This window comes from Pseudomonas nitroreducens (assembly GCF_024170165.1).
In the GTDB taxonomy this organism is placed as follows: domain Bacteria; phylum Pseudomonadota; class Gammaproteobacteria; order Pseudomonadales; family Pseudomonadaceae; genus Pseudomonas; species Pseudomonas nitroreducens_C.
Genome location: NZ_JALJXP010000012.1, coordinates 123,414 through 148,544, shown reverse-complemented (window position 1 = coordinate 148,544; position 25,131 = coordinate 123,414). Strand labels below are relative to the sequence as shown.

General features: G+C 64.7%; 20 protein-coding genes and 1 pseudogene. 11 read left to right on the top strand and 10 right to left on the bottom strand.

The genetic code is table 11. The annotated features are described in order from the left end of the window. Nucleotides 1–5: 5 nt before the first annotated feature. The 3 genes and pseudogenes from J2T47_RS22480 (at nucleotide 6) to cysB (ending at nucleotide 2,640) form a co-directional block, all read left to right on the top strand. Nucleotides 6–916: pseudogene (locus J2T47_RS22480) on the top strand (5'-nucleotidase). Nucleotides 917–1,012: 96 nt separating this feature from the next. Next, the gene (locus J2T47_RS22475) at nucleotides 1,013–1,498 is read left to right on the top strand and encodes a universal stress protein (RefSeq protein ID WP_253451766.1); all 486 of its coding nucleotides are present in this window, start codon (nucleotides 1,013–1,015) and stop codon (nucleotides 1,496–1,498) included. 167 nt (nucleotides 1,499–1,665) lie between these two features. Then, a complete protein-coding gene (gene cysB, locus J2T47_RS22470; protein WP_024765699.1) occupies nucleotides 1,666–2,640 on the top strand; it encodes an HTH-type transcriptional regulator CysB in 975 nt (324 codons plus the stop codon). 55 nt (nucleotides 2,641–2,695) lie between these two features. Here the strand turns inward: cysB and J2T47_RS22465 are convergent, their stop codons facing one another. From J2T47_RS22465 to J2T47_RS22455, 3 genes are all read right to left on the bottom strand, one after another. Beyond that, nucleotides 2,696–3,325, bottom strand: coding sequence for a phosphatase PAP2 family protein (locus J2T47_RS22465; protein ID WP_253451763.1), 630 nt, complete (start codon nucleotides 3,323–3,325; stop codon nucleotides 2,696–2,698). Between the two features lie 134 nt (nucleotides 3,326–3,459). Further along, a complete protein-coding gene (locus tag J2T47_RS22460; RefSeq protein ID WP_253451760.1) occupies nucleotides 3,460–3,804 on the bottom strand; it encodes a hypothetical protein in 345 nt (114 codons plus the stop codon). Nucleotides 3,805–3,885: 81 nt separating this feature from the next. Next, on the bottom strand, nucleotides 3,886–4,620 hold the full coding sequence (locus J2T47_RS22455) for a phosphoadenylyl-sulfate reductase (protein WP_253451757.1): 735 nt from the start codon (nucleotides 4,618–4,620) through the stop codon (nucleotides 3,886–3,888). A gap of 189 nt (nucleotides 4,621–4,809) precedes the next feature. Between J2T47_RS22455 and thrH the strand changes: the two genes are divergently transcribed. After that, entirely contained in the window at nucleotides 4,810–5,427 is a 618-nt protein-coding gene (gene thrH, locus J2T47_RS22450) for a bifunctional phosphoserine phosphatase/homoserine phosphotransferase ThrH (RefSeq protein WP_253451754.1), read from the top strand. A 160-nt stretch (nucleotides 5,428–5,587) separates the two neighbouring features. Here the strand turns inward: thrH and pabB are convergent, their stop codons facing one another. Next, complete coding sequence (gene pabB / locus J2T47_RS22445) at nucleotides 5,588–6,931, bottom strand: aminodeoxychorismate synthase component I (protein ID WP_253451751.1); 1,344 nt, start codon at nucleotides 6,929–6,931, stop codon at nucleotides 5,588–5,590. Nucleotides 6,932–7,093: 162 nt separating this feature from the next. On the opposite strand from pabB, the gene J2T47_RS22440 reads away from it, so the two are divergent. The 7 genes from J2T47_RS22440 to J2T47_RS22410 all read left to right on the top strand — a co-directional run bounded on the left by J2T47_RS22440 (nucleotide 7,094) and on the right by J2T47_RS22410 (nucleotide 17,931). Continuing rightward, nucleotides 7,094–9,802, top strand: coding sequence for a LuxR C-terminal-related transcriptional regulator (locus tag J2T47_RS22440; protein ID WP_253451748.1), 2,709 nt, complete (start codon nucleotides 7,094–7,096; stop codon nucleotides 9,800–9,802). A gap of 1 nt (nucleotide 9,803) precedes the next feature. Continuing rightward, on the top strand, nucleotides 9,804–12,527 hold the full coding sequence (locus J2T47_RS22435; RefSeq protein WP_253451745.1) for a LuxR C-terminal-related transcriptional regulator: 2,724 nt from the start codon (nucleotides 9,804–9,806) through the stop codon (nucleotides 12,525–12,527). A gap of 231 nt (nucleotides 12,528–12,758) precedes the next feature. Next, on the top strand, nucleotides 12,759–13,214 hold the full coding sequence (locus J2T47_RS22430) for a DUF6160 family protein (protein ID WP_017516894.1): 456 nt from the start codon (nucleotides 12,759–12,761) through the stop codon (nucleotides 13,212–13,214). Nucleotides 13,215–13,304: 90 nt separating this feature from the next. After that, nucleotides 13,305–14,066: a C39 family peptidase gene (locus J2T47_RS22425; protein ID WP_253451742.1), complete on the top strand. Its 762-nt coding sequence runs from the start codon at nucleotides 13,305–13,307 to the stop codon at nucleotides 14,064–14,066. 48 nt (nucleotides 14,067–14,114) lie between these two features. Then, nucleotides 14,115–15,119: a transporter gene (locus tag J2T47_RS22420; RefSeq protein ID WP_253451739.1), complete on the top strand. Its 1,005-nt coding sequence runs from the start codon at nucleotides 14,115–14,117 to the stop codon at nucleotides 15,117–15,119. Nucleotides 15,120–15,137: 18 nt separating this feature from the next. After that, nucleotides 15,138–16,736 carry an outer membrane protein transport protein gene (locus J2T47_RS22415; protein ID WP_253451736.1) on the top strand — a complete coding sequence of 533 codons (1,599 nt, stop codon included), beginning with the start codon at nucleotides 15,138–15,140 and terminating at the stop codon, nucleotides 16,734–16,736. Between the two features lie 10 nt (nucleotides 16,737–16,746). After that, complete coding sequence (locus J2T47_RS22410; protein ID WP_253451733.1) at nucleotides 16,747–17,931, top strand: MalM family protein; 1,185 nt, start codon at nucleotides 16,747–16,749, stop codon at nucleotides 17,929–17,931. 282 nt (nucleotides 17,932–18,213) lie between these two features. On the opposite strand, the gene J2T47_RS22405 is transcribed toward J2T47_RS22410, so the two are convergent. The 6 genes from J2T47_RS22405 to ppsR all read right to left on the bottom strand — a co-directional run bounded on the left by J2T47_RS22405 (nucleotide 18,214) and on the right by ppsR (nucleotide 25,075). Next, nucleotides 18,214–19,200: an alpha-L-glutamate ligase-like protein gene (locus tag J2T47_RS22405; protein WP_024765708.1), complete on the bottom strand. Its 987-nt coding sequence runs from the start codon at nucleotides 19,198–19,200 to the stop codon at nucleotides 18,214–18,216. A gap of 3 nt (nucleotides 19,201–19,203) precedes the next feature. Next, nucleotides 19,204–20,736 (bottom strand): inactive transglutaminase family protein, encoded by a 1,533-nt coding sequence (locus J2T47_RS22400; RefSeq protein WP_253451730.1) that lies wholly within the window; start codon nucleotides 20,734–20,736, stop codon nucleotides 19,204–19,206. Between the two features lie 4 nt (nucleotides 20,737–20,740). Continuing rightward, nucleotides 20,741–21,283 (bottom strand): ATP-dependent zinc protease family protein, encoded by a 543-nt coding sequence (locus J2T47_RS22395; RefSeq protein ID WP_253451727.1) that lies wholly within the window; start codon nucleotides 21,281–21,283, stop codon nucleotides 20,741–20,743. Nucleotides 21,284–21,566: 283 nt separating this feature from the next. Beyond that, entirely contained in the window at nucleotides 21,567–22,460 is an 894-nt protein-coding gene (locus tag J2T47_RS22390) for a DUF2950 domain-containing protein (RefSeq protein WP_253451725.1), read from the bottom strand. A 10-nt stretch (nucleotides 22,461–22,470) separates the two neighbouring features. Continuing rightward, nucleotides 22,471–24,102, bottom strand: a complete 1,632-nt coding sequence (locus J2T47_RS22385; protein WP_253451722.1) for a DUF3300 domain-containing protein — start codon at nucleotides 24,100–24,102, stop codon at nucleotides 22,471–22,473. A gap of 154 nt (nucleotides 24,103–24,256) precedes the next feature. Beyond that, a complete protein-coding gene (ppsR, locus tag J2T47_RS22380; protein ID WP_017516884.1) occupies nucleotides 24,257–25,075 on the bottom strand; it encodes a posphoenolpyruvate synthetase regulatory kinase/phosphorylase PpsR in 819 nt (272 codons plus the stop codon). Nucleotides 25,076–25,131 lie beyond the last annotated feature (56 nt).

Sequence of the window (25,131 nt, the reverse complement as noted above, 5' to 3'; positions counted from 1 at the left end):
GAAGCATGGCAAAAGGGCTGGGCGACAAGCTGGTGGTGGCGATCTCCTCGCGGCACTGTTCGACCTGCGGGAAAGTCATCAGGTTTATGAAAGCGAGGGTGTCGAAGCCTATCGCCAGTACCAGATCGACCGCGAGGACGAAGTCCTGCCGCCGGGCGATGCCTTTGCCCTGGTGCAGAAGCTGCTCGCCCTCAATGGCGGGACCGACAGCGCTCCGGTGGAAGTCGTCCTGGTCTCGCGCAACAGCGCCGACACCGGCCTGCGCGTGTTCAACTCCATCCAGCATTACGGCCTGGGTATCTCCCGCGCCGCCTTCGTCGGTGGCCGCAGCCCTTATCCCTACCTCAAGGCGTTCAACTGCCACCTGTTCCTGTCCACCCATATAGAGGACGTGCGTAACGCACTGGAAGCCGGCTTCGCTGCCGCGACCATCCTTTCCGGCGGCACCCGCCGCGAAGCCAGTGGCGAGTTGCGCTTCGCCTTCGACGGCGATGCGGTGCTGTTCTCCGACGACTCCGAGCGCGTCTACCAGCAGGGCGGGCTCGAAGCCTTCCAGACCCACGAGCGCGAGTCCGCCCGCGAGCCGCTGGGTGGCGGGCCGTTCAAGCCCTTCCTGAAGGCGCTCAACCGCGTGCAGCAGGCCTTCCCGCAGGAGTCCTGCCCGATCCGCACGGCGCTGGTCACCGCGCGCTCGGCCCCGGCCCATGAGCGGGTGATCCGCACCCTGCGCGAGTGGGACATCCGCCTGGACGAGTCGCTGTTCCTTGGTGGCCTGGACAAGGCCGCCTTCCTCGAAGCCTTCGCCGCCGACGTGTTCTTCGACGACCAGCCAATGCACTGCGAGAAGGCGCGGGAGGTGGTGGCGACCGGCCATGTTCCCCATGGCGTGAGCAACGAGAAGCAGGTCGCCGGATAGCCGCCGGGCCCCGACATCCGGCCTTCTCGGAGCGATTCGCGTTCTCCTGCTACGCTGCTGGATAGGCCCCGCCGCGCAGGCAGTCGAGGAGGCCGCATGATCCGAACGATTCTTTACGCCACTGACCTCGGTCTTTACGCCCCTTACGTCCTCCAGCACGCACTTTCCCTGGCCCGTGCCTACGGAGCCGAGGTGTATGTCGTGCATGCGGTGGAGCCGCTGGGGCTGTTCGCCGAGTCCGTCCTGCAGACCTACCTGGACGACGGCACGCTGAACGAGATGCGCACCAATGGCCTGACCAATGTCATGGGCAGCATCGAGCAGCGGGTGATGGAAGGCTTCCGCGATGAACTGGGGGAGGCGCGCCAGGACGCCGAGCTGATCCGCTCGGTGCGCGTCGTGCAGGGGGACGCGCCGATGGTGATCCTCGACGAGGCCAAGCGCCTGGGCGTCGACATCATCGTGGCCGGCAGCCACAGCCATGGGGATGGGCTGAACACGCCGCTGGGGCGCACCGCCGGACGCCTGGTGCAACTGGCCGAGGTGCCGGTCTATCTGGTGCCGATGCTGCAGCACCGCTGAGGGCTTTGTGACGATACGTCGGACAAGTCCGGAATTTCCGTGGGGCTTTAGACGAATGGCATGCAGGGCGAAAAAAAACGTCTAGTTTTATTCCTTAAACCATTAATATGGTTATAAAACGATAAGCCCCTGATCGCGGGTCGCGACATTCATTTCGAGGAAAGTCCATGAAGCTTCAGCAACTGCGCTATATCTGGGAAGTCGCGCACCACGATCTGAACGTCTCGGCCACCGCTCAAAGCCTGTATACCTCCCAGCCCGGCATCAGCAAGCAGATCCGCCTGCTGGAAGACGAACTGGGCGTCGAAGTCTTCGCCCGCAGCGGCAAGCACCTGACCCGCGTTACCCCGGCCGGCGAGCGCATCATCACCACCGCCGGCGAGATCCTGCGCAAGGTCGAGAGCATCAAGCAGATCGCCCAGGAGTTCTCCAACGAAAAGAAGGGCACGCTGTCCATCGCCACCACCCACACCCAGGCGCGTTATGCGCTGCCCGGTGTGATCAGCGGCTTCATCAAGCAGTACCCGGACGTGTCCCTGCACATGCACCAGGGCACGCCGATGCAGATCGCCGAGATGGCCGCCGACGGCACCGTCGATTTCGCCATCGCCACCGAGGCGCTGGAGCTGTTCGGTGACCTGATCATGATGCCCTGCTACCGCTGGAACCGCTGCGTGATCGTGCCCCAGGGCCACCCGCTGACCAAGGTGCCGAAGCTGACCCTGGAGCTGCTCGCCGAGCAGCCCATCGTGACCTACGTCTTCGGCTTCACCGGCCGCTCCAAGCTCGACGAAGCTTTCAACCAGCGCGGCCTGGTGCCGAAAGTGGTGTTCACCGCCGCTGACGCCGACGTGATCAAGACCTACGTGCGCCTGGGCCTGGGCGTGGGCATCGTGGCCCACATGGCGGTCGATCCGAAACTCGACAGCGACCTGGTGATGCTCGATGCCAGCCACCTGTTCGAGTCCAGCGTGACCAAGATCGGTTTCCGCCGCGGTACCTTCCTGCGCGGCTTCATGTGCGACTTCATCGAGAAGTTCGCCCCGCACCTGACCCGCGATCTGCTGGCCAAGGCGGTGCAGTGCCACAACAAGACCGAGCTGGACGAGCTGTTCGACGGTATCGAGCTGCCGGTTTACTGAGTTCGCCGCTGGCAGAAAAACGCCCGGCCATGCCGGGCGTTTTCATGTCTGCTGTTCAGGCGCGAACCCAGCCACGCCTTATCAGTGGGGCCAGCCAGCGACGGTGGAGGTTCTCCGCTGCCTGGGTGCAGCGTGCTCCCCAGCGTGCCCAACCGACCCACGCGAGGGTGTTGGCAATGGCGGCGACGGCGCAGCCGCCGAGCAGGTCCAGCGGGAAGTGGATGCCCAGATAGACCCGCGCCAGACCGACGAGGATGCCGGTCAGAGCCAGCAGGCCGCCGGCCACGAGAGCGCCGTCGCACAGCAGGCTGAGCGCGGCGCAGGCGAACAGGGTCATGTGGTCGCTGGGGAAGGAGGCATTGGCGGCGTGGTTCAGCCAGGCATGGCCAAGCCCCATGGCGAAGGGGCGGGTCGCGGGCCAGAGCAGGCCAATGACCTGGGCCAGAGTCAGGCCGGCTGCCATCACCAGCGCCGCCCGCAGCAGCGCATCGCGTCTCGTGGAGTCACCCCGGCACCAGAGCCACAGCAGAGTCAGCGGCAGCAGGAAGAGTGGAACCGTGGCGACCAGCTGGGCGAGGTGGATCAACCCGGCAGGGGTGTCCGGGGTAGCGTTGATGGCGAGGAACAGGGACTGATTGAGGGCCTCGAGCTGGGTGCTGGGGACCGTTGAAAGGGCACTTGGCATTGGGGCGGGACAGGCAGATGGATGACGGCCGGGCAACTGCCCGGCGATGAAGCAGGCGAGACTATCCGCAGGAGTGTGAAGGAAACCTTAAAAGGAGACGCCCGGGCGGTGCAGCGCGCAGAGAGATGAGCGCGTCACAGATTGTCCAGCTCGTCGCGCCGGGCCAGTTCGGCCAGGGCTTCGCGGGAATCCAGTGGAAGTTCTCCACGGCCTTCCAGGACTTCATGGAGGAAGCTCATGAATACCGTGTAGACCACCTCGCGGCCATCATCGTGACGGACGACGAAGAAGGGCGCGGTGTCCACGCCGTACTGCGCGGCGACCAGCCAGCCGGTGCTGGCAGGGTTGCGCTCGTCGGCGACCAGGGTGCGGTCGATGCGGTTCAGATAGCCGCCTTTTTCCAGCCTCTCGTGGACTTCGCGGCACTTGCGGCAGTCCTGGCCATCGGCCAGGACCTTCTTTACCAGGGTGATGCGCATGGGATCGGCTCCGCCGCAGGCAGGCGTCCGATCCTGGGCTGCGGGCTGACAGGGAAATTTCCGTCAGCCGAGGGTAAGGCTTCAGGCCTTGCTGATCAAATTGCCGGCGTGCAGGCCGCACTCTTTCTGCGTGGCTTCTTCCCACCACCAGCGGCCTTCGCGCTCGTGCTGGTTCGGCAGCACAGGGCGGGTGCAGGGCTCGCAGCCGATGCTGATGAAGCCGCGCTCGTGCAGGCTGTTGTAGGGAATTTCCAGCATGCGGATGTAGGCCCAGACCTCTTCGCTGCTCATGTTCGCCAGCGGGTTGAACTTCACCAGCGGTTTCTCCGGGGTGGAGAAGGCGCCGTCCACTTCGACCACGGCGACCTGGCTGCGGGTGCCGGGGCTCTGGTCCTTGCGCTGGCCGGTGGCCCAGGCGCTCACGCTGGACAGCTTGCGCTTGAGCGGCTCGATCTTGCGGATGCCGCAGCACTCGCCATGGCCGTCCTTGAAGAAGCTGAACAGACCCTTTTCCTTGACGAACGGCTCCAGCAGGCGCGGGTCCGGGGTCATCACTTCGATGGCGATGCCGTAGTGCTCGCGGACCTGCTCGATGAAGCGGTAGGTCTCCGGATGCAGGCGACCGGTGTCCAGGCTGAACACCTTGACGTTCTTGTTGAGCTTCCAGGCCATGTCCACCAGCACCACGTCCTCGGCACCGCTGAAGGAAATCCACAACTCATCGCCGAAGTGCTCGAAGGCAAGCTTCAGGATGTCCTGTGGGGCTTTGCTGGCATAGCTCGCGGCGATTTCCGCGATATCGAACGGGAGGCTCATCAGGCGGTATTCCTAGTTTTAATGGCGCAAGGCGCTCTGTGGGCGCGATGGTAGCAAAGAGGCGGATATGCCCCTAAATAACCATGAGGAAGGACCACTGTGGTGTTTGGGTATAAGTGCCGCGTTGCGCCGCTTGGAGCGAGCGGCTAGAGTGCCGCCTCTCAAGTCAAACCTGCGGGGAAATCGTTCGTGGAAATCGCCTGTCTCGACCTGGAAGGGGTTCTGGTTCCGGAAATCTGGATCGCCTTCGCTGAAAAAACCGGTATCGAAGCGCTGAAGGCGACGACCCGTGACATCCCGGATTACGACGTGCTGATGAAGCAGCGTCTGCGCATCCTCGACGAGCACGGCCTGAAGCTGTCCGACATCCAGGAAGTGATCGCCACCCTGAAGCCGCTGGACGGCGCGGTGGAGTTCGTCGACTGGCTGCGCGAGCGCTTCCAGGTGGTGATCCTCTCCGACACCTTCTACGAGTTCTCCCAGCCGCTGATGCGCCAGCTCGGTTTCCCGACCCTGCTGTGCCACAAGCTGATCACCGACGAGACCGATCGCGTGGTGGATTACCAACTGCGCCAGAAGGATCCGAAGCGTCAGTCGGTCATTGCCTTCAAGAGCCTGTACTACCGTGTGATCGCCGCTGGCGACTCCTACAACGACACCACCATGCTCTCCGAAGCCCACGCCGGCATCCTGTTCCACGCGCCGGACAACGTGATTCGCGAGTTCCCGCAGTTCCCGGCCGTGCACACCTATGAGGACCTGAAGAAGGAATTCCTCAAGGCGTCCAACCGCCCGCTCAGCCTGTAACTCCGGCTGTGACGAAAAAGCCCCGCATCAGCGGGGCTTTTTCTTTGGCTGGCCTTTTCTTTGTGGCGCTTTTTTGTAGGAGCGAGCTTGCTCACGAATCGCCCGGTATCGATGTGGCCGGAGAATCTGTTCGCGAGCAAGCTCGCTCCTACAGGGAGGACTACAGGCTTTCCAGGGTTCGCAGCAGCACGCCGACCTTGGTCAGCGATTCCTCGTATTCCTCTTCCCAGTGGGAGTCGGCGACGATGCCGCCGCCGGCCCAGCAGCTCGCCTGGCCATCTTTCACCAGCACGGTGCGGATGGCGATGGAGCTGTCCATTTCGCCGCGCACATCGAGGTAGAGCAGGCTGCCGCAGTAGATGCTGCGCCGGGTCGGTTCCAGTTCGTCGATGATCTGCATGGCGCGGACCTTCGGCGCGCCGGTGATGGAGCCGCCGGGGAAGCTGCCTTCGAGCAGGTCCAGCGCGTCCTTGCCGTCTGCCAGTTCGCCACGCACGCTGCTGACCAGGTGGTGGACGTTGGGGTAGGTCTCCACCGCGAACAACTCGGGCACACGCACGCTACCGGGGCGGCAACTGCGGCCCAGGTCGTTGCGCAACAGGTCGACGATCATCAGGTTCTCGGCGCGGTCCTTCTCGCTGGCGAGCAGGGCTGCGGCGTTCTGCCGGTCGGCTTCGGGTGTTTCACCGCGCGGGCGGGTGCCCTTGATCGGGCGGGTTTCCACCTGCTTGCCGTGGAGCTGGATGAAGCGCTCCGGCGACAGGCTGAGGACCGCGCCTTCAGGTAATGCCAGGTAGCCGGAAAAAGGTGTGGGGCAGGCCTCGCGCAGCGCGCGATAGGCCAGCCAGGGCGAGCCGCTGCACGGCGCGCGGAAGCGCTGGGTGTAGTTCACCTGGTAACAGTCGCCGGCCAGGATGTAGCCGTGCACCTTCTCCAGCGCCGCGCGGTACTGCTCGCGGCTCAGGTCCGGACGGAAGGGCGCAGAAAGCTGGAAGGGCGGTAGCGCTACATCGTCCCGGGCGTTCTCGAACAGCGCGATCAGGCGCTCCCGCTCGCTGACTGCCAGTGACGGGTGGAACACCAACTGGCTGCTGCGCTCCTCGTGGTCGGTGACCAGCGCCCAGGCGTACAGGCCCAGGCGGGCATCGGGCAGGGCGAGGTCGTCGAGGTTCGGTTCGGGTAGGTGCTCGACGCGCCGGCCAAAGTCATAACCGAGATAACCGATCATTCCGCCGACGAATGGCACTTTGCGGTTGTCCGGCACTTTTGCCTCGCCCAGGCTCTGCAAGGCGGCTCTTGCGCGGGCAAAAAAGCTCTTGGCCGATTCGTCGGTGGTCGGTGCCAGTTCTGCCAATGGCCAGGCGCTCAGAAGGTCATAGCGTCCACGTGTGGCAATGGGTCGACCGGCGTCCAGGAGTACGGCGCCGGGTGCCCGATGGATCAGGGCGAAGCGTTCGCCCGGGTCTTCCCGGTAAGGAAGCGGGTACAGAAAACAGTCAGGCATGGGTAACAGCGTGCAGGCAAATGAGGTGAACAGGTCGGCTGAAGTGTCGATCCTAGAGCTATTTCTTCAGTTTACGTAGGAAAAGCATTCTGATAAGAAGTGACGAATCCCACGCGGACAGTGCTCCGTACCAACAACGATAATGACATAGGGATACAGGCCGTGGATGTAGTGCTCGAGCCCGCAGCCGGCAGCCTTCTGCGCTCCAGATTAACACCCCCTCGGGTGCCTGCTGATTATTTGATTCGTCCCGAGGTCCAGAATGCCCTGGACCGACATCCTTATGCCTCGATCCTGTCGTTCTCGGCGCCCGCCGGCTTCGGCAAGACCACCGCCCTGGCGGCGCTGGCCGGCAAGCGTGCGAACGAAGGCCACCAGGTCGCCTGGCTCTCCCTGGAGAGCGACGACGACGATCCCGGCCGTTTCTGCCTGAAACTCATCCAGGCCCTGGCCACCGCTGTGCCGGGCACTGGCGAGGATGCGCTGGGGTACGTGCACAACACCATGCGCGTGCCTGTGGTCGCGGTCATGGAAAGCCTGCTGATGGACCTCTCCCGCGACGAGCGCAAGGTCCTGCTGGTACTCGACGACCTGCATGAGATCACCCATTCCGACGTCTTCGCCGGCCTCAATCGCCTGGTGCAGTACGCGCCGCCCGGCCTCACCCTGGCCATCGGCAGCCGTTCCCAGCCGCCGCTGAACCTCGCCACCTGGCGCGCCAAGGGCCTGCTGCTGGAAATCGGCCAGGACGAGCTGCGCCTGTCCCGCGACGAAACCCGCGAGTACCTGGCCCGCGATGGCCTGCAACTCGAAGATAGCTGCCTGCAGTCGCTGCACAACCAGACCGAAGGTTGGATGGCGGGGGTTCACCTGGTCAGCCTGTGGCTGCGCCAGCAGCCGGGTGCTCCGGAAGACCTCAAGCTGCTCAGCAGCGACAAGGCGGCGGTGGGCGATTACCTGCTGCGCGCGGTGTTCGAGCGCCTGCCGACCGATGTGCAGGGCGCACTGCTGTCCCTGGGGATCGCCAATCGCCTGAATGGCGACCTGGCCAATACCCTGACCGGTCGCCAGGACGGCCAGGCGCTGCTGGAGCACCTGGACAGCATGCAGCTGTTCCTCCTGCCGCTGGACCGCGACCGCCAGTGGTACCGCTTCCACCAGCTGTTCGCCGATTTCCTCCGTGCCCGTCTGCGCGAGCGCGACCCGGAGCGCTTCAAGCAACTGCACTTCAATGCCAGCCTGTGGTTCACCAACCACCACATGCCGACCCTGGCCATCGAGCATGCCTGCCTCGCCGAGGACCCGGAGATGCTCGCCGCGCTGGTCGACGGTTGCGGCCTGGAGCTGATCAACCGGGGTCAGCTCTACCTGATCTCGCGCTGGCGCAAGCATGTGCCGAACGAGATCGCCGAGCGCTACCCGATCCTCGTGCTCAGCGACGTCTGGACCCGCGCCACCGAGCTCAGCCTGCCCGAAGCCAACCGCATGATCGACGAGTTGCTGGCGCGCTGGGGCGACTCCCGCGGCAGCGGCCCGATGGGCAACCAGTACCTCTCGGCGCTGGCAGTGAAGGCCGTGCTGGCGCTGCAGAAAGATGACCTCGAACAGTGCATCACCCTGGCCCGCAAGGTGGAGAGCCAGCTGGGGCAGAACTCGGCGTTCCTCGAGGGCGCGATCCTGCTGATCGGCGCCTTCGCCCAGGTCGTGCGTGGCCAGGCTGAACAGGCGCGTCGCCTGATGGGGCTGGCGCAGCAGCGCAATCACTTCCTCGACGGCCGCTACCTGCACATGCAGCAGTGCACCATCGAAGTGGTGCTGGCGCTGGAGCAGGGCCAGGTCAAGCAGGCGCAGATGCTCATCGAGCGCGTGCGCGAGCAGGCCATGCCGCTGTTCGACAAACGCTCCCAGGCCCTCGCGTTGCCGGCCATAGCCGAAGCACTGACTGCCTACTACCGCACCGAGCTGGATGGCCTGGAGGAACGCCTGCGCTGGGCGCTGGGTCGGGTCGATGTGGTCAACCCCATCGACCTGTACGCCCAGGGCATGCAATGCCTGGCGCGTATCCAGCGCCTGCAGGGGCGCGGCAAGGAAGCGCTGGCCACCCTCGGGCTGATGCAGACGCTGGCTTCGCGCAACCAGTCCTGGCGCTTTTTCGCCATGGCGGTGGGCGAGGAGATCAACCTGATCCTCCAGGAAACCGCCACCGACCGCTGCAAGCGCGCCGAGCAGCGGCTCAAGGCGATCGACTGGGTGAAGCTCGCCAGTCACTACAAGCAGATGCCGTTCAATCCGGTGCTCTGGGTGCAGGGCATCAGCCGTGTTCGCCTGCTCCAGGCACGCGGGCACTTCAGCGAGGCGCTGCACGAAATCACCCAGCTGCGCGGCATGCTGCAGCCGGGCTGGCACGGCCTGCAGCGGCTGCGCCTGGACCTGCTGGCGGCCCTGAGCTACCAGCGCCTGGGTTACCAGGAGCGTTCCCACAGCCTGCTCGGCCAATGCCTGATCGGCGCCGAGCGGGAAGGGGTGCGGAGCATTTTCATCGAGGAAGGCGAGGGGATTCGCCAGTTGCTTCAGCAACTGGAGTCCACCGAGCGACAACCGGCATTGCAGGTCTTCATTCGCGGAATGTTGACCGTCTGGCCGGGGCAGGAAGCACGCAGGTCGCCCGAGGTGCTCGAGGAAGGTCTGACCGACCGCGAGCGCGAGGTGGTATGCCTGGCGGCCCAGGGACTCTCCAACGAGGAGATCGGCCAGCAGCTGTCGCTGGCCCTGGGCACCGTCAAATGGCACCTGCACAACATCTACGAGAAGCTCAAGGTGCGCAATCGGACCCAAGCGATACGCCGTGCCCGCGAGCTGAGTCTGCTCTGACATGACGACCCTGACCACCTTGCCGCAGCAGCCCATGCCGCTGCTGCGCACCAAGCTGTTCCCGCCGCGCACCGACAGTGATTCGCTGCTGCCGCGCCGCGCGCTGATCGACCGCCTGTATGCCAACCGCCAGCAGCGCGTGCTGATCCTCAGCGCGCCGGCCGGCTTCGGCAAGAGCACCATCCTCAGCCTGTTCCGCCAGCGCCTGCTGGAGAGCGGGGTGCGGGTCGCCTGGATGTCCTGCGACGAGGGCGACAGCGAGCCGCAGCGCCTGGTGCAGTACCTGGTGGCGAGCATCCGCAGCGTCGAGGCGGATTTCGGCACCAACACCTCGAACCTGCTGCAGTCGGACATGACCCTGCCGCTGGAAGGCATCATCGACGCCTTCCTTTCCGACCTGCGCCGGCTCGACGGGCCGATCTACCTGCTGCTCGACGACTTTCACCAGATTCGCCACCCGGCGCTGGCCCACGGTGCGCGCTACCTGATCGAGCACCTGCCGGACAACATCCGCCTGGTCACCAGTACCCGCTACCGCCCGCGCTTCCTGGTGGACGAGCCGGGCCTGGCGCCCTGGGCCTTTTGCCTGAGCGGCGACGACCTGCGCCTGACCCGCGAGGAAACCGACACCTTCCTCACCGAACTCAAGGGCCTGGCCCTGAGCGACAGCGAGCTCAAGCTGCTGCACAAGCGCACCGAAGGCTGGATCACCGCGCTGCATCTCGCGGCGCTGGCGCTGGCGCGCAACCCGGACCGCGCGGCGCTGCTCAAGGGGCTTTCCGGCACCGAACGCGACCTCGCCGATTACCTCGCCGAGGACGTGTTGCGCAGCCTGCCCGAGCCGCTGCAGCAGTTCCTCGACCAGACCTCGGTGCTCGACGAATTCTGCGCCGAGCTGTGCAATGCCCTGACCGGGCGCCGCGATGGCCTGGACATGCTGATGCGGCTGCAGAACGAGCAGCTGTTCATCATTCCGCTGGACGACCAGCGCGAGTGGTTCCGCTACCACCACCTGTTCGCCGAATTCCTCCAGGGCCGCCTGGCGCGCAACTCCGACCCGACGCCGCTGCTGCATGCCGCCGCCCGCTGGTGCGAGGGGCGCGACATGGCCGATCGCGCGATCAAGTACGCCCTGCGCGCCCGTGACTATGCCTTCGCCGCCGACCTGCTGGAGCGCCAGGGCGCCAAGCTGATCGCCGGCAACCGCGTCTACGGCATTCTCGGCATGCTCAGCAGCATCCCTGCCGAGGTGATTCGCGAGCATCCGGTGTTCCAGATCTTCTACGCCTGGCAGCTGGCCTTCGAGCAGAAGTTCGCCGAGGCCGAGGCGCTGATCGAAGAACTCAGCGTCCGGCTGCTGCAAGGACAGGGCAAGGTGCGCCACTTCGGCATGGCCGAGCTGCTCGCCGTGGCCCAGGTGCTGAAGGCGCTGGTGCTGCTCTACCAGGACAAGCTGGAGGCCTGCCTGAAAGTGGCGCGCCAGTGGCTGGCGCTGGTGCCGGGCAACCAGCCGGTGTTCCGCGCGAGCCTGTCGTGCATCCAGGCGGCGGCCTATGCGCTGCTGGGTGACTACGCCGAAGCGGCCAATGCCATCGGTGTCGCCCGCGATTGCCTGCGCATGGCCGACAGCGAATACCTGCAGGTCGTCGTCAGCATGATCGAGGCGCTGATCTGCAAGGAGCGCGGCGAGCTGGAGCGCGGCCGGACCATCGCCGAGAGCGCGCGCAGCCGCGTGGAGCGCGTCTTCGGCCGGCGTAGCCGGGTCGGTGGACCGCTGTCGCTGGCTTATGCGGACCTGCTGTACGAGCAGGATCGCCATGCGGCGATCCTCGCCGAACTGCCGTTGGCGACCACCTGGCGCGACGTCGCCACGCCAGTGGAGCTGATCAGTCGCGGCCAGTTGGTGATGGCCAAGGCGCGATTCTTCGCCGGCGAGGCCGAACAAGGGTTGGCTCAGCTCGACGAATGGCTGGTTGGCCTGCAGTCGCCGGGCTACGAACGGGTGCATGCGCTGGCCATGAGTTGCAAGGTCCAGCTGCTGCTGTGGATGCGCCGGCCCAACGAGGCCGAGCGTGTGTGCCTGCAGCTGGCGCGGCACCTCTCGGGGCTCAACGCCGAGCGCTATGCCGATGCCCACGCGGCGCTGGTGATGGCCGAGGCGCGCCTGGCGCTTTCCGAGCGCCACGCCGAACGCGCGCAGCAGCGTCTGGAATCGTGCCTGGCGGGCTTTACCTCGCCCTATCAGCGCGACCGGCGGCTGCGTCTTTCGCTGTTACTTTCTGTGGCGTATTGGCAGAAAGGTAACAGCGAAAAAGCCTTCGCCTTGTTCGCTCCCACCCTCGAGGAAGCCTGGAACCTGGGTTATCGACGCCTGTTCCAGGACGACGCGCTGTGGCTGCTGCCGCTCTGGGAGGCCTGGAAGGCCGCCGAACCCAAGCGTGCCTCAGCCTGGCAGGGGGTGGCGGAAATGCTTCGCGAACAGTGCCGCAGGCTCTCTGTAGATCCTGAAAGTTTCGATGAAAATCAAGATGTTAGCCATCGCGAGCGGGAGATTCTGCGGCTCGTGGCGGCAGGCTTGTCGAACCGGGACATCGCCCAGGCGGTGCATCTGTCGGAGGCCACCATCAAGTGGCATCTGCACAACCTGTTCGCCAAGCTCGGCGTGCGCAGCCGGACCCAGGCGGTACTCAAGGGGAAGAGTCTGGGACTGCTCAGCGAAGCTTGAGTCGGAAGGTTGGTTTTGCGCCATCCCTTGGATGGGCTGGCAGGTTCACGGCGGGTCAGTAGCTTGGAGACCAGGACGAGAAGCTTCGTGCTTCACGAATCCATACCCGCGGCGCCTAAGGAAGAAGTCGTGGGTCTGGAAGATCGGCAGCAGCCGGTCAACCTGCAGCGGGGTAGGACGCCCCTTGCAGTGCCTGGGGCAACCCCACCTGAACACTGGAGAGTTATAACAATGAAAATCAAGCAACTGGTTCTTGCAAGCGCAGTTCTGGCCGCTCCGTTCCTGGCACATGCCGACATGAAATCCATGGATGACGCTGCACTGTCCGGTATCACCGGCCAGGATGGCATCAGCATTTCCGGTACCTTCAACGCCTCCATTGGCGCTGTCACCTACAAGGACGCCGACACCAACGGCGGTTCCCTGGTCCTGCAGGGTATCCACCTGCCGAGCGTGACCATCGCCGACAACGCGCCGATGACCGTCGACGTGGTGAAAACCAACATCACTCCGGTGGGCGGCGGCACCGCCGTAGCCACCGAACAACTGGCCATCGGCCTGCCCACCGTGACCGGTGACGTCACCATCGACGCCGTCAAGGTAGGCACCGGCGGCGCCAGCATTGGTTCGCTGACCGTTTCCAACCTGAACCTGGCGGGTTCGACCGTGAAGGTCTGGGGTCACTGATCCCCGAGGTTGCAGCGCAGTACCCCTTGCCGGCGCCTGCCGGCAAGGGTCTTCCAGGAATGACTTCCAGAATTTGAAGCGAGGGGTGGGATGTTCGAGATTCTGCTGGGAAGCCTGTTGGGCCTGTTCGGATTTACCCAGGCCGTGGATACCAAGCCGCAACAGCAGGGCACAGTGAACATCTCGCAGCCGCTCACGCCCAACGGTCCCTTCCGCGAGTCGGTCCAGCTCGAGCCGATGAGCCAGGTGCAGTTCCGCAACGTCATCCGCCAGGCCTACGACTACAGCTGCGGCTCGGCGGCGCTGACCACGCTGCTGGACTACTACCTGGGCCGCAACCTGGAAGAGCGTCAGGTCATGGAAGGCCTGATCAAGTACGGCGAGGCCGACAAGATCGTCCAGCGCCGTGGATTCTCGCTTCTGGACATGAAGCGTTATGCCGCCGCACTCGGCTACAAGAGTGGCGGTTTCCGTGCCGAGTTCTCCGACCTGGACTCGCTCGAACACCCGGCGCTGGTGCCGATCCACTATGCCGGCTTCAAGCATTTCGTCGTGGTCCGCGACGTCTACAACGACCACGTCTTCGTTGCCGATCCTGCCTTGGGCAACATCAGTTTCACCCGCGCCCGCTTCGAGGAAATCTGGGACCAGAACGTGCTCTTCGTCATCTACCCCAGCGGCCAGGAGCCCAGGAACGCCCTGGAGCTGAAAGAGGCCGACATGCGCCTGGTGGACGACCGGACCGTCAGCCTGCTGGCGTTCCGCGAGTTCCCGGAGATGAGCAAGATCACCCAGAACCAGATTGGCACAGCTGCCACGAACGGAGATGTGCAGTACATCCGGCGCAAGTGATCGCCCGATCGGCCCATACGAATAAGAACAAGACCAGGGGATAGCAACATGGATTTCAAGGGGTTTGCGTGCGTTGCCGCTCTGGCCTTGCTGGCAAGTACCAGCACCATCGCCGAAGAGGCGACAACCGACGATGCGCGTGATGCGCTGGCCAAGAAGGATACCGACGCCGACAGCGCCAAGGCGCTGGAGCAGGTATTCCAGGCCGCCGAGAAGAGCTACACCCTGCTCAAGAAAGGTGAGCGGCAGCTGACCTACGGCTTCGACTACACCCTGATGCGCGACACGCGCCTGCAGGCCGTACGCAGTGGCGAGAACGTCTACAGCGTGCTGGCCCAGAGCGAGGCGCAACACACCTTCACCAACTCCTTCACTTTCGACTACGGCATCTGGGACAACCTGACTTTCAGCATGCGCCTGCCGTTCGTGGCCAAGTACGACACCGAACGCGACATCCATGCCTACAGCCTGGGCGATGTTTCCGCGACCCTGCGCTGGCAGCCCTGGGCTGCGCGCCGCGGCGCTCCGGTCACCACGCTCTATGCGACCCTCGGCCTGCCCACCGGCGACAGCCCGTACAAGGGCAACGTGCAGGACGACGTCTCCACCGGTAGCGGCTTCTACAGCCTGGGCGCCGGCGCCAACATGTCCTACGTGATCGACCCGGTCGTGCTCTACGGCTCGCTGGGGTACACCTACAACATGCAGGTCGACGACATTCATCAGAACCAGTACGGCGAAGAACTGGAGAAGGTGGTGCCCGGCGATACGGTCAACTTCGCCATGGGCATGGCTTACGCACTGTCCTACGACGTGTCCCTGGCCACCTCCTACCAGATGGCCTACTCGTTCAAGAACAAGTACTACTTCAACGACCGCACGGTCGAGGCGCCCGAACAGACCAGCGCGATCATGAACTTCTCGCTCGGCCTGCGAACATCGCCGGACTACATCGTCAACGTGAACGCCGGTTTCGGTCTGACCGAAGACTCGCCGGATGTACTGCTGGGGGTTTCCCTTCCCCTGGATATCCAAGGCCTCAAAGCCCAGTAACCGACGAGCGATCACCACATGATTATGCGCATTTCGCCCCTCGCGGTGGCGATGGCAGGGGTAGGGTTTGGCTGGGCGACGCTCGCCAACGCCCAATTGGCCAACGACCTGACCATCGGCAACCCCAAGGCCATGGCCATGGCCAACGCGGTCACGGCGGACTCCACCGGCATCGACGCAGTGCATTACAACCCCGCCGCCCTGACCAAGCTCAAGGGCCGCCAGACTCAGCTCAAGCTGATTACCGGGGTGATGGATATCCGCGCCGGCTTCAGGGCGCCGCCGGACTACGGCTCTGCTGCCTTCGGCCTGGACGACGACCCGGTGGCCGGCGAGAACAGCCGCACCCTGACCCCGACCATGTACCTGCCGGGCCTCGGCGGCATGACCGACATGCCGCTGCTGGTAGCCCCGCTGGCGGGCCTGTCGATCAACCCGCCGGGCTCCAAATTCACCTTCGCCACCAACGTCTACGCGCCGCAGGCGCTGGGCTATTCGCGCGATTCGGACAGCGATCCGGCGCGCTACGAAGGCCGTCGCGTTTCGCTGCAGCGGATCACCTACTTCTCGCCCTCGGTGGGTTACGAGGTCAACGACACCCTTTCGGCGGGCTTGTCGATCGGCTTCTCGCACCAGGCCATGGCGCTGGATACCGACTTCCGCAACCCGGGTCTGTTGACCGGTCTGCTGCAGACCCTGCACGACACCACCTGCGTACCCGGCGCACAGGAGATCGTCGAGCTGGTGTTCAACGTCTGCGGTGGCCGTATCGGCCCCTACGACTCGCTGGCCAACCTCAAGCTGGACATGCAGCAGACCCTGTCGCCCAGCTTCAACCTGGGTGTGCTCTGGGAGCCCTACGACTGGTTCGCCTGGGGGGCGACCTACCAGAGCGAGTCGCGCATGCACCTCAAGGGCAAGTACCGCGTCGACTACAGCAAGGACTGGCAGGGCTTCTGGTCGGGCATGCAGAGCTCGGTGTTCGGCGCCTTCCTCAGCCCGCTGTTCCCCTACGGCAACGCCGACGAAGAGCACGGCGTGGCAACGCTGAACATGGTCAACCCGGACAGCTTCTCCACTGGCATCAAGGTGCGCCCGTTCGACAGGTGGCAGTTCAACTTCGACCTGAAGTGGACCGACTACAGCGACTGGAACAAGCTGGAAATCGAGTTCGACAAGGAACTCGACCTGCTGCGCATCGCCAAGAACTTCGCGCCCAACGGCGCCACCGACCACAGCATCATCCTCGACCGCGGCTACCAGGACACCTGGAGCTATGCCATGGGCGTGCAGTACGACGTCAACGACCGCCTGCAACTGCGCGCCGGCTACGAGTACCGCCCCTCGGCGATTCCCAAGGACAAGGCGGACGCCCTGGTGCCCATCGGTGACGCCGACCTCTACGGCCTGGGCCTGGGCTACCAGTGGGACAAGGACACGGTGATCGACCTGGGCTTCAACTACTTCGTCTCCAAGCAGAGCATCAAGGCGGGCAGCAGTTGCAACCTGAACTGCACCGGCATCGACAACCTGGTGTACAACCCCTATGCCGGCCTCGATGTCAGCACCACGGTAAAGGCCTACGTGTTCGCCATGACTTACCGCACCACCTTCTGAGGGCAACAACATGAACAGGCTGACCCTCCTGATTTCCTGCGTCGCCGCCGTCGGCGTGGTGAGCACATCGGCGCAGGCTGCCAGCGGCCGCTACCTGTCGTGGATCGACGACAGCGGCCAGGTGCACAACACCTTCGTCGACGCCAACTACGCCCAGCAGCAACGCCAGGCGGACAAGCGCATCGACCAGAGCGACCGCGCGCGGCTGATCGACCTCAGTGCCACCCAGTGGCCGGGCGCACGGCCGGCGGGGGAGAGCAAGCGCCGCTACTTCACCTGGGTGGACGCCCAGGGCAACCTGCAGAACAGCTTCTATGCCGCCGGCCAGGTAGCGCCTGGCCGGGCCGATTACGTGCTGCCCAACGGAGACCACTCTTCCGAGTACATTGACGCCGAGTCCTACGAGGATCGCGGCTTCGTCCGCAGCGAGAACGGCAACCCGTACTTCACCTGGGTCGACGACAAGGGCCAGGTGCGCAACTCGCCGATCACGGCGGAGCAGCGCGGGGCCATGTTTCGCCGGGGCGAGCAGGGCGGCAGCAATATCGCCTTCACCGAAGGCCGGCAGGTCGACCTGAAGGGGCGGCCGAACAACCTGCCGGGGCTCGACGGCATGGGTGAGCAGACCGATGCCATGAAGGCGCTGCTCAAGGGCAGCGGCAAGACCCTGGACGATCTCTATGTCGACCTGCAGCGACGCTGCTGCGATCAGATGGGCGAGGGTGACTTCACCGAGCTGTCGGTAGAGGAACCGCGCTATGAAGAGCTGAACAGGTTTTCGCCGAGCTTCGACTTCCCCATGGGCAAGAGCTACTTCGTGGCGATGAAGCTGCCCAGCTCCCAGCACGTCTATGGCCTGCGCGTGCGCAGCTTCGCCAACCACCAGGTGGTCTACCCGTCGCTGCTGTTTCTCGACGAGCAGAAGCGTCCGACGCGTCTGGTGAGTGATGCGGTGTACAAGCTCAATCCGGAGACCTGGTACCGCTACGCGTTCATCGAAGGGACAATCCCGGTGCGCGCGAACCAGGGCGAGCGCTATGTACTGCTGCTCACCACCGACGAGGACCGCAGCCTGCAGACCCTCGACAACAAGCCCTACAAGCGCCCGCTGGAGGACCTGGCGGTGAACGAGGCGGGGATGAAGGTGCGCGAGCACGGTGACCAGGGTGGCTTCGAGCTGGCCGTAGTGCGCTGAGTGGTGCGCGGGGGCGATGCTTTTTTGTAGGAGCGAGCTTGCTCGCGAACCGGGCAGCGGCGGAGTTGCCCGTGAATCCGTTCGCGAGCAAGCTCACTCCTACAGTTTTACGCCAACGCTCATTGCCGAAGTTGCGTAGGGCGCATAACGCGTCAGCGTTATCCGCCATAAAGTATCCGGCGGATAACCTGCTCCAGGTTATCCGCCCTACGGGTTTGCAGCCCTGCGGTCACCCATTAAAAAGCCCGGCAAATGCCGGGCTTTTTCATCAGGCGGGATGCCTCAGACTTCCTTCGGGTGCACGTGGCCGAACAGCTGCTGGGAGAAACGTACGCGCTCTTCCACCGTCTCCTTCACGCCCTTGGCTTCCAGCTCGGCGATATGCGCCTCGACGGCATGGGTGCGCAGGGTCAGGCCGCAGTCGTTGGCGATCTGGATGTTCAGGCCGGGGCGGGCGTTGAGCTCGAGGATCAGCGGGCCCTTGTCCTGGTCCAGCACCATGTCCACGCCGATGTAGCCCAGGCCGCACAACTCGTAGCAACCGGCGGCCAGCTTCATGAAACCGTCCCAGTTGGGCAGCTGTACACCGTCCACGGCATTGGTGGTGTCCGGGTGCTTGCTGATCTTGTTGTTCAGCCAGGTGCCGCGCAGGGTCAGGCCGGTGGCCAGGTCCACACCCACGCCGATGGCGCCCTGGTGTAGGTTGGCCTTGCCGTTGGACTGGCGGGTCGGCAGGCGCAGCATCGCCATCACCGGGTAGCCCATCAGCACGATGATGCGGATGTCCGGCACGCCCTCGTAGCTGATGCTCTTGAAGATCTGGTCCGGGGTCACCCGGTACTCGATCAGCGCGCGGTCGCGGTGACCGCCCAGGGAGTACAGGCCGGTGAGGATGCTCGACAACTGGTGCTCGATTTCCTCATGGCTGATGATCCGCCCGGAGACCGTCTTGTAACGCTCCTCGAAGCGGTCGGCGATCACCAGGATGCCATCGCCGCCGGCGCCCTGCGCCGGCTTGATGACGAAGTCGCTGCGCTCGCCGATGATTTCCGGCAGGCGCTCGATCTCCTTCTCGGTGGAGATGATCCCGTACATTTCCGGTACGTGGATGCCCGCCTCGATGGCGCGCTGCTTGGTGATGATCTTGTCGTCGACGATCGGGTACAGGTGCCGCTGGTTGTACTTGAGCACGTAGTCCGCGTTGCGTCGGTTGATGCCCATGATGCCTTTGGCTTCCAGGGCTTTCCATCGCTTGATCAGGCCGAACATGGCTTAGTCCTTGAGGAAGGCTTTGAAGCGGAACAGTTCGGTCAGGCGGTAACCGCGGTAGCGACCCATCGCCAGCATGAACGACACCAGGATCAGCAGCACAGCCGGGAAGGTGAACACGAAGTACACCAGCTCCGGTACGCGCATCAGGATGTGTGCCAGGGCGGCGGCGAACAGGGTGCCGATGGCGGCCTTCATGGCGTGCGCGGCGCCGCGCTCTTCCCAGGTGATCGACAGGCGTTCGATGCTCATGGTCAGGATCACCATCGGGAACAGGGCAACCGACAGGCCGCTCTCGAAGCCGAGCTTGTGGCTGAGCAGGCTGATGGCGGCGATCATCACCACCACGAACGTCAGCACCACCGACAGGCGTGGCAGCATCTGTAACTTCAGGTGTTCCAGGTACGAGCGCAGCGACAGGCCCAGGGCGGTGATCACGGTGAACAGGCCGATGCCCCACTGCAGGCCGGTCTCGCGGAAGGCCAGGGCGATCAGCACCGGGGTGAAGGTGCCCAGGGTCTGCAGGCCGATCAGGTTGCGCAGCACCAGGATCACCAGCACGCCGAAGGGGATCATGATCATGATCTGGAAGGTCTGCTGGGTGGACAGCGGCAGGCCGTACAGCGAGTACTCGAGGAAGGCTGCATCGGTGTTCTCGTCCGACAGCTTGGCCAGGCGGATGGCGTTCATCTCGCTGCTGTTGAGGCTGAAGCTGACCTGGGCCTTCTTGCCACCTTCGATGGACAGCAGGCTCTCGTCACCCAGCCACCAGATCAGGCGGTCGTTGGGCAGGCCGCGCTCGCCGGTTTCCGGGTTGAAGTACAGCCATTCCTTGCCGTTGTAGCTGCGCAGCCAGAGTTCGGGCTGCTGCGGCTGGTTGGCGACCAGGCGGATGGTGTGCACGCGCTCCAGTGGCACGTGGGCCACCGCGAGCAGGGTTTCGACCACGTGGGAACGCTTGTCCAGGCTGGTGTCGCCGGCCAGCAGCAGTTTCACGTTGTCATCGTTGAGGTTGTTGGCGCGCTTGATGGCTTCGCTGACGAAGGTCTCGACGTCCGCCGAGTGCTGGCGGATGGGCGCGATCAGGGCTTCTGCGGCGATCTTGTCCGGGCCTTCCAGAGGCAGGCTGTCGCGGAAGATCGGGCCCTTCTCCTTGGCCTTCTCGCTGGCGCCGGCGTAGCGCTTGGTCAGCACCAGGCGGTAGTAGAGGGTCTGCTGGCCGGTGGCGCGGCGCGACGACCAGGTCACCTTGCGATTGCCGTCGGAGCGGTTGATGCCCACGCCGTAGTTGTTGGAGACGAAGCTCTCGTTGAGGCTGACGTAATCCTGGGTCAGCGGCGGTACGAACATCTGCACCTTCACCGGGGTCTTCGGCGTGGCGACGAACTCGACCTTGGCGTCGATGTTCCACAGGTCGTCGGTCTCGGCCTCGGTCATGGGAATGCCGAGGACGAAGATCTGGTAGGCGGTGATCGCGACGCCCAGCGTCAGCAGGATGGCGATCAGGACCTTCAGATGCAGGGTAAGAGAGCGCATGGGATTACTCGGCAGGTTTCGCTACGGGTTGGCAGCCGGGCTTGCCGGCAGCGTATTTCAGGCTCGGGTCGACCAGGGCGCCAAAGCGCTTGAGCGCGTCGGAGCCGATCAGAAGCGGGTATTGGAAGGCGCTGCGGTCGGTAAGGTTCACTTCGATGGTGCGCAGGGCCTTGCCCATGCACAGCTGAAGCTCGATGACCGGACGCGCAGTGTAGGCCTTGCCTTCGTCGGGGTCGTAGTCGCCGTGGCGGCGCTTGATCTTGCTGATGCGCGCCAGGGGTTTCTCGATCGGCTGGCTGTCGGCCGTATCGGTGGCCAGGTAGAAACGCACCCAGGTCTCGCCATCGCGCTTGAAGCGCTTGATGTCGCGGGCACTGAGGGAGGCGGTCTTGGCACCGGTGTCGAGCTTGGCGGCCAGTTCGATCTCCGGGTCGTTGATCCGGGCGTATTCGTTCAGGCCATAGACAGTCTTGCCGGCAGCTGCGCTGATGCCGGGAAGCAGGAAGATGCTCAGGAAGAGGAGCAGGGCAGTGGGCTTGAGTCTCATGGGCCTTGATGAGTGAGTGGCCGCAAAGCCTTGAATAGAAACGCCCCGGTCGTCACCCCAAATGGCTGTGGCCGGCATGCCGGCCGGCGTGGCCTGGTGACGCCAGGCAATAGCGCGGCGAATTCTACCATGTGGTTTTTCGCTGGCGACAGTCGGTTGGCGTGTTGGCAGGGTATTTGTTTCAGGCTTATGACAGGGTCGTGCGGACCCGCCGGAAGCGGAGGGGGCGACGGGCTCTGCCAGAGTCCGTCCGACCGCCGGGCGGCCGGACGGGTTCAGTCACTCAGGGTTTTTCCTCCTCCGCGGTGACCTCGGTCCAGCTGCTGTCCGGGTCGAAGCGGCTCATCTTCTTGGCGATCTTGTCGCTCTCCGGGCCGAGGTTCTTGGAGAAGATCTCGCCATCGTGGCTGATCATGAAGCTCATCACCCCACTGTCGCCGTACTTCACCGGCCAGGCGACGAGGGCAAAGCCGCGGGTCATTCTGCCGCCGATCAGGTAGTCATAGGCGCCACCGGGCGCCGAGGGGCCCTGGGCGGTGAGGATGCGGTAGTGGTAGCCGTGCCAGCCGTCGCCTGGCAGGTCGTCGCCGAACAGCGGGCCGAGCGGGCTTTCCTCGCCACCGTCTTCCTCCGGCCAGTACAGCCCGTCGTGGTGCCCGTCGCTGCTGACGAACTTCTGTGCGTACTCCAGGACGCCGTCGCCGTTGCGGTCCACCTCGGCATAGTCCATCTGCGCATCGTGATAGGCCTGCACGGCCTCCAGCGTCGATTCCTCGTTGCGGCCGATGCGGCGGATGCGGATTTCCTCGCCGCCGGCCTTGGCGTTGAAGGCCCAGCCGTTCTTCTCCTGGACGATCGGCAGGGGCAGGGTCCAGGGATCGTTGCCGACGACCAGGTGGGCGAGACGGGGGTTGTCCTTCTCGATCTGGTGCTTGTCCTTGTAGTGGGCGAGGAAGGCGTCCACTTCGTCCCGGTCGATGCCGGCAGTCGGTATATAGCTCTGCCAGTCCTTGCCCAGCAGGGCGGCCAGGCGCTCGGGGTCGGCCTTTTCGGTGCCAAGCGCGGCGATGAAGGCGTCGGCGGCTGCGTCGGGAGTGGGGAAGCTGTCCTGGGCCAGCAGGCTGGCGGGCAGGGCGGCGAGGAGGGCGAGCGCCAGCAGGCGCGATGCGATGGGCATGGCTCGTCTCCTAGCGACGCCGGCCGCCGCCGGAGGGCGCGCGGGCAGGGCGTTGGACGGTGTGGCCGGCGCGGGCTGCCTGTGGGCGGCTGGCAGCGGCGCGGCTGGCTTGGCCGCGGTTGGCAACTTCGCGGGACTGTCTGGGGTTGTTGGCACCGGCGAAGGCATTGTTGCGTGGGGCCTGGGTGCGGGCATGCTGCTGGCGCGCCTGTTCGCGGATCTGCTGGTTGTTCTGCGTCCGCGGCCGTTGCTGTGCCTGGTTGCTGCGGTTCTGCACCTGGTTCTGCGCGCGCTGGCGGTTTTCCGGCGTGCGGTTCAGCTCGCGGGTCGCGGCCTGTGCCCGATCACGGGCGTTGTCGCGGTTGCCTTGCTGCAGACGCTGCTGGGCTTGCGGGTTGTCGCGCAGGTCGCGGGTCGCAGCCTGGGCGCGCTCGCGGGCCTGGGCATTGTTCGCCGCAGGCGCGGTGATGCCGCGCTGGGTCAGGCTTTCCCTGGCTCGGGCGCGCTCCTGGGTGCGCGCGGAGTCGAATCCGCGCAGGGCATCGCGTTGTTCACCACCGGCCAGTCGGCGGTTGTATTGCGCACGGCTGGCGGAGTCGCGGTAGGGCACGCCATTGCGGTAGGCCGGGTTGTGCTGCCACTTCGCCCGGTTGCCGTTGACGTTGCCGGTGAAGTCGCGATTCACATTGCGGTTCACGTTCCGGTTGCTGTTGAAGTTGTTGTAATGCTCCACATCGACGTCGATATCGTGGTCATCCCAGTCACAGTCGCCCCAGAGCGAGCCGACGATGGCGACGCCGGCGCCGAACGCCAGGCCGGTGGCCAGCGCCGTGGCGACGGGGTACTCGGGTGGCGGCGGGTAGTAGGTCGGCGGGCTGGCGGGGTAGGGCCAGGAGCCATAAACCTGCGTGGGGTTGTAGCTGGGCACGTAGACCACCTGCGGGTCGGTGGGCTCGATGACGATCGTCTGTGCTGGCGCCGGTTGCTGCACCACCACGGTGTCACCGCCGGAGGCGGATTGCGCCGGGGCCGGCTGGGCCGCCGGCTTGATGGTCACCTTCTGTTGCTCGTTCGACTGCAGGTTGCCGGCGGCCTGGGCCTGGCGGCGCAGTCGCTGGATGGAATCCATCACCGCATCGGGCTGGGCGAGGAAGGCATCGCCGACGCGCTGCACCCAGGCCGGGTCCTGGCCCAGTGTGGCGAGCACCAGCGGAAAGGCGACCAGCGACTGGACGCTCGGGTCCCAAGGCTGGTCGGCGACCTGTTTCACCGCGTCGTCTCCCTCGGCCTTGGGATGGGCCTTCGACCAGGCCGCGGCATCCGCGACATTGCCCGGGTAGGTGGTCGCCATCAGTACCTGCGCCAGCAGCGAATCGGGATACAGCGCCAGCGGCGCGAGCATCTGGTCCAGTTGCTCGACGCTGAAAACCGCCTGCGAGGGAGTGGCAGGTGCCGGCGTGGCTGGCGCGGGAGCCGCGACCGGAGGCGGCGCGGGCGGTGCAGGAGGGGGAGGGGCTGCTGCGGCAGGCGGGCTGGCCGGTGGGGTGGCGGCAGCGGCGGTCTTGGCGACGGGCTTGTCGCCCGAGTCGCAACCCGTCAATGCCAACAAGGCGACCAGAATCAGGTACTGACATTCTCGCATGGCGCTCTCCTGTGCCGGGAATGCCCGATCCGTGAAAACTGCCACGGGTAAAACGCGGGTTCAGAGAATGATAGGCGTCCGAATGAAAGGCTGCAGAAAGTCGAACGGCCGGTAATGCCGGCCGTCGGTTGGGGGGATTTTTCGCGGTGGCCGGTTACTTTAGCCGGCGCTCCACGCCCTTCTCGACGAGGATCTTGGCGGAGATCTCTTCCACCGAGAAATGCGTCGAGTTGATGTAGGCGATGTTCTCGCGGCGGAACAGGTTTTCCACCTCGCGAACCTCGAACTCGCACTGGGCGAAGCTGGCGTAGCGGCTGTTGGGCTTGCGCTCGTGACGGATGGCGGTGAGCCGGTCGGGGTCGATGGTCAGGCCGAACAGCTTGTGCTTGTAGGGCTTGAGCGCGTTGGGCAGCTGCAGGCGCTCCATGTCCTCTTCGGTCAGCGGGTAGTTCGCCGCGCGGATGCCGTATTGCAGGGCCATATAGAGGCAGGTGGGCGTCTTGCCGCAGCGCGAGACGCCGACCAGGATCAGGTCGGCCTTGTCGTAGTAATGGGTGCGGGCGCCGTCGTCGTTGTCGAGGGCGAAGTTCACCGCATCGATCCGCTCCATGTAGTGCGGGTTATGGCCGATGCTGTGGGATTTCCCGACGGAATACGACGAGTCTGAGGATAATTCTTGCTCGAGCGGGGACAAAAAGGTCGAGAAGATGTCAATCATGAAACCGTTGGATTGCGCAAGGACCGAACGGATCTCACGATTGACGATGGTATCGAAGATGATCGGTCTTGCCCCGTCCGCCTCCGCAGCCCGATTGATTTGCTGTACCATGACGCGCGCCTTTTCCTCGGTATCGATGTAAGGTCGCGTCAGTTTGGTGAAGTTGATGTTCTCGAACTGCGCCAGGAGGCTCTGGCCGAGGGTTTCGGCAGTGATGCCGGTGCCGTCGGAAATGAAGAATGCAGTTCGTTTCATGTGCGCTGCGGGCCTTATAGGTAGGATCGAATCCTGGTTATGATAGGCCCCACGTT

Bases quoted from the DNA above. Each gene is read 5' to 3' on its own strand.
- J2T47_RS22475 (WP_253451766.1), top strand. From the start codon at position 1,013: ATGATCCGAACGATTCTTTACGCCACTGACCTCGGTCTTTACGCCCCT.
- cysB (WP_024765699.1), top strand. From the start codon at position 1,666: ATGAAGCTTCAGCAACTGCGCTATATCTGGGAAGTCGCGCACCACGAT.
- J2T47_RS22465 (WP_253451763.1), bottom strand. From the start codon at position 3,325: ATGCCAAGTGCCCTTTCAACGGTCCCCAGCACCCAGCTCGAGGCCCTC.
- J2T47_RS22460 (WP_253451760.1), bottom strand. From the start codon at position 3,804: ATGCGCATCACCCTGGTAAAGAAGGTCCTGGCCGATGGCCAGGACTGC.
- J2T47_RS22455 (WP_253451757.1), bottom strand. From the start codon at position 4,620: ATGAGCCTCCCGTTCGATATCGCGGAAATCGCCGCGAGCTATGCCAGC.
- pabB (WP_253451751.1), bottom strand. From the start codon at position 6,931: ATGCCTGACTGTTTTCTGTACCCGCTTCCTTACCGGGAAGACCCGGGC.
- J2T47_RS22435 (WP_253451745.1), top strand. From the start codon at position 9,804: ATGACGACCCTGACCACCTTGCCGCAGCAGCCCATGCCGCTGCTGCGC.
- J2T47_RS22430 (WP_017516894.1), top strand. From the start codon at position 12,759: ATGAAAATCAAGCAACTGGTTCTTGCAAGCGCAGTTCTGGCCGCTCCG.
- J2T47_RS22425 (WP_253451742.1), top strand. From the start codon at position 13,305: ATGTTCGAGATTCTGCTGGGAAGCCTGTTGGGCCTGTTCGGATTTACC.
- J2T47_RS22420 (WP_253451739.1), top strand. From the start codon at position 14,115: ATGGATTTCAAGGGGTTTGCGTGCGTTGCCGCTCTGGCCTTGCTGGCA.
- J2T47_RS22415 (WP_253451736.1), top strand. From the start codon at position 15,138: ATGATTATGCGCATTTCGCCCCTCGCGGTGGCGATGGCAGGGGTAGGG.
- J2T47_RS22410 (WP_253451733.1), top strand. From the start codon at position 16,747: ATGAACAGGCTGACCCTCCTGATTTCCTGCGTCGCCGCCGTCGGCGTG.
- J2T47_RS22405 (WP_024765708.1), bottom strand. From the start codon at position 19,200: ATGTTCGGCCTGATCAAGCGATGGAAAGCCCTGGAAGCCAAAGGCATC.
- J2T47_RS22400 (WP_253451730.1), bottom strand. From the start codon at position 20,736: ATGCGCTCTCTTACCCTGCATCTGAAGGTCCTGATCGCCATCCTGCTG.
- J2T47_RS22395 (WP_253451727.1), bottom strand. From the start codon at position 21,283: ATGAGACTCAAGCCCACTGCCCTGCTCCTCTTCCTGAGCATCTTCCTG.
- J2T47_RS22390 (WP_253451725.1), bottom strand. From the start codon at position 22,460: ATGCCCATCGCATCGCGCCTGCTGGCGCTCGCCCTCCTCGCCGCCCTG.
- J2T47_RS22385 (WP_253451722.1), bottom strand. From the start codon at position 24,102: ATGCGAGAATGTCAGTACCTGATTCTGGTCGCCTTGTTGGCATTGACG.
- ppsR (WP_017516884.1), bottom strand. From the start codon at position 25,075: ATGAAACGAACTGCATTCTTCATTTCCGACGGCACCGGCATCACTGCC.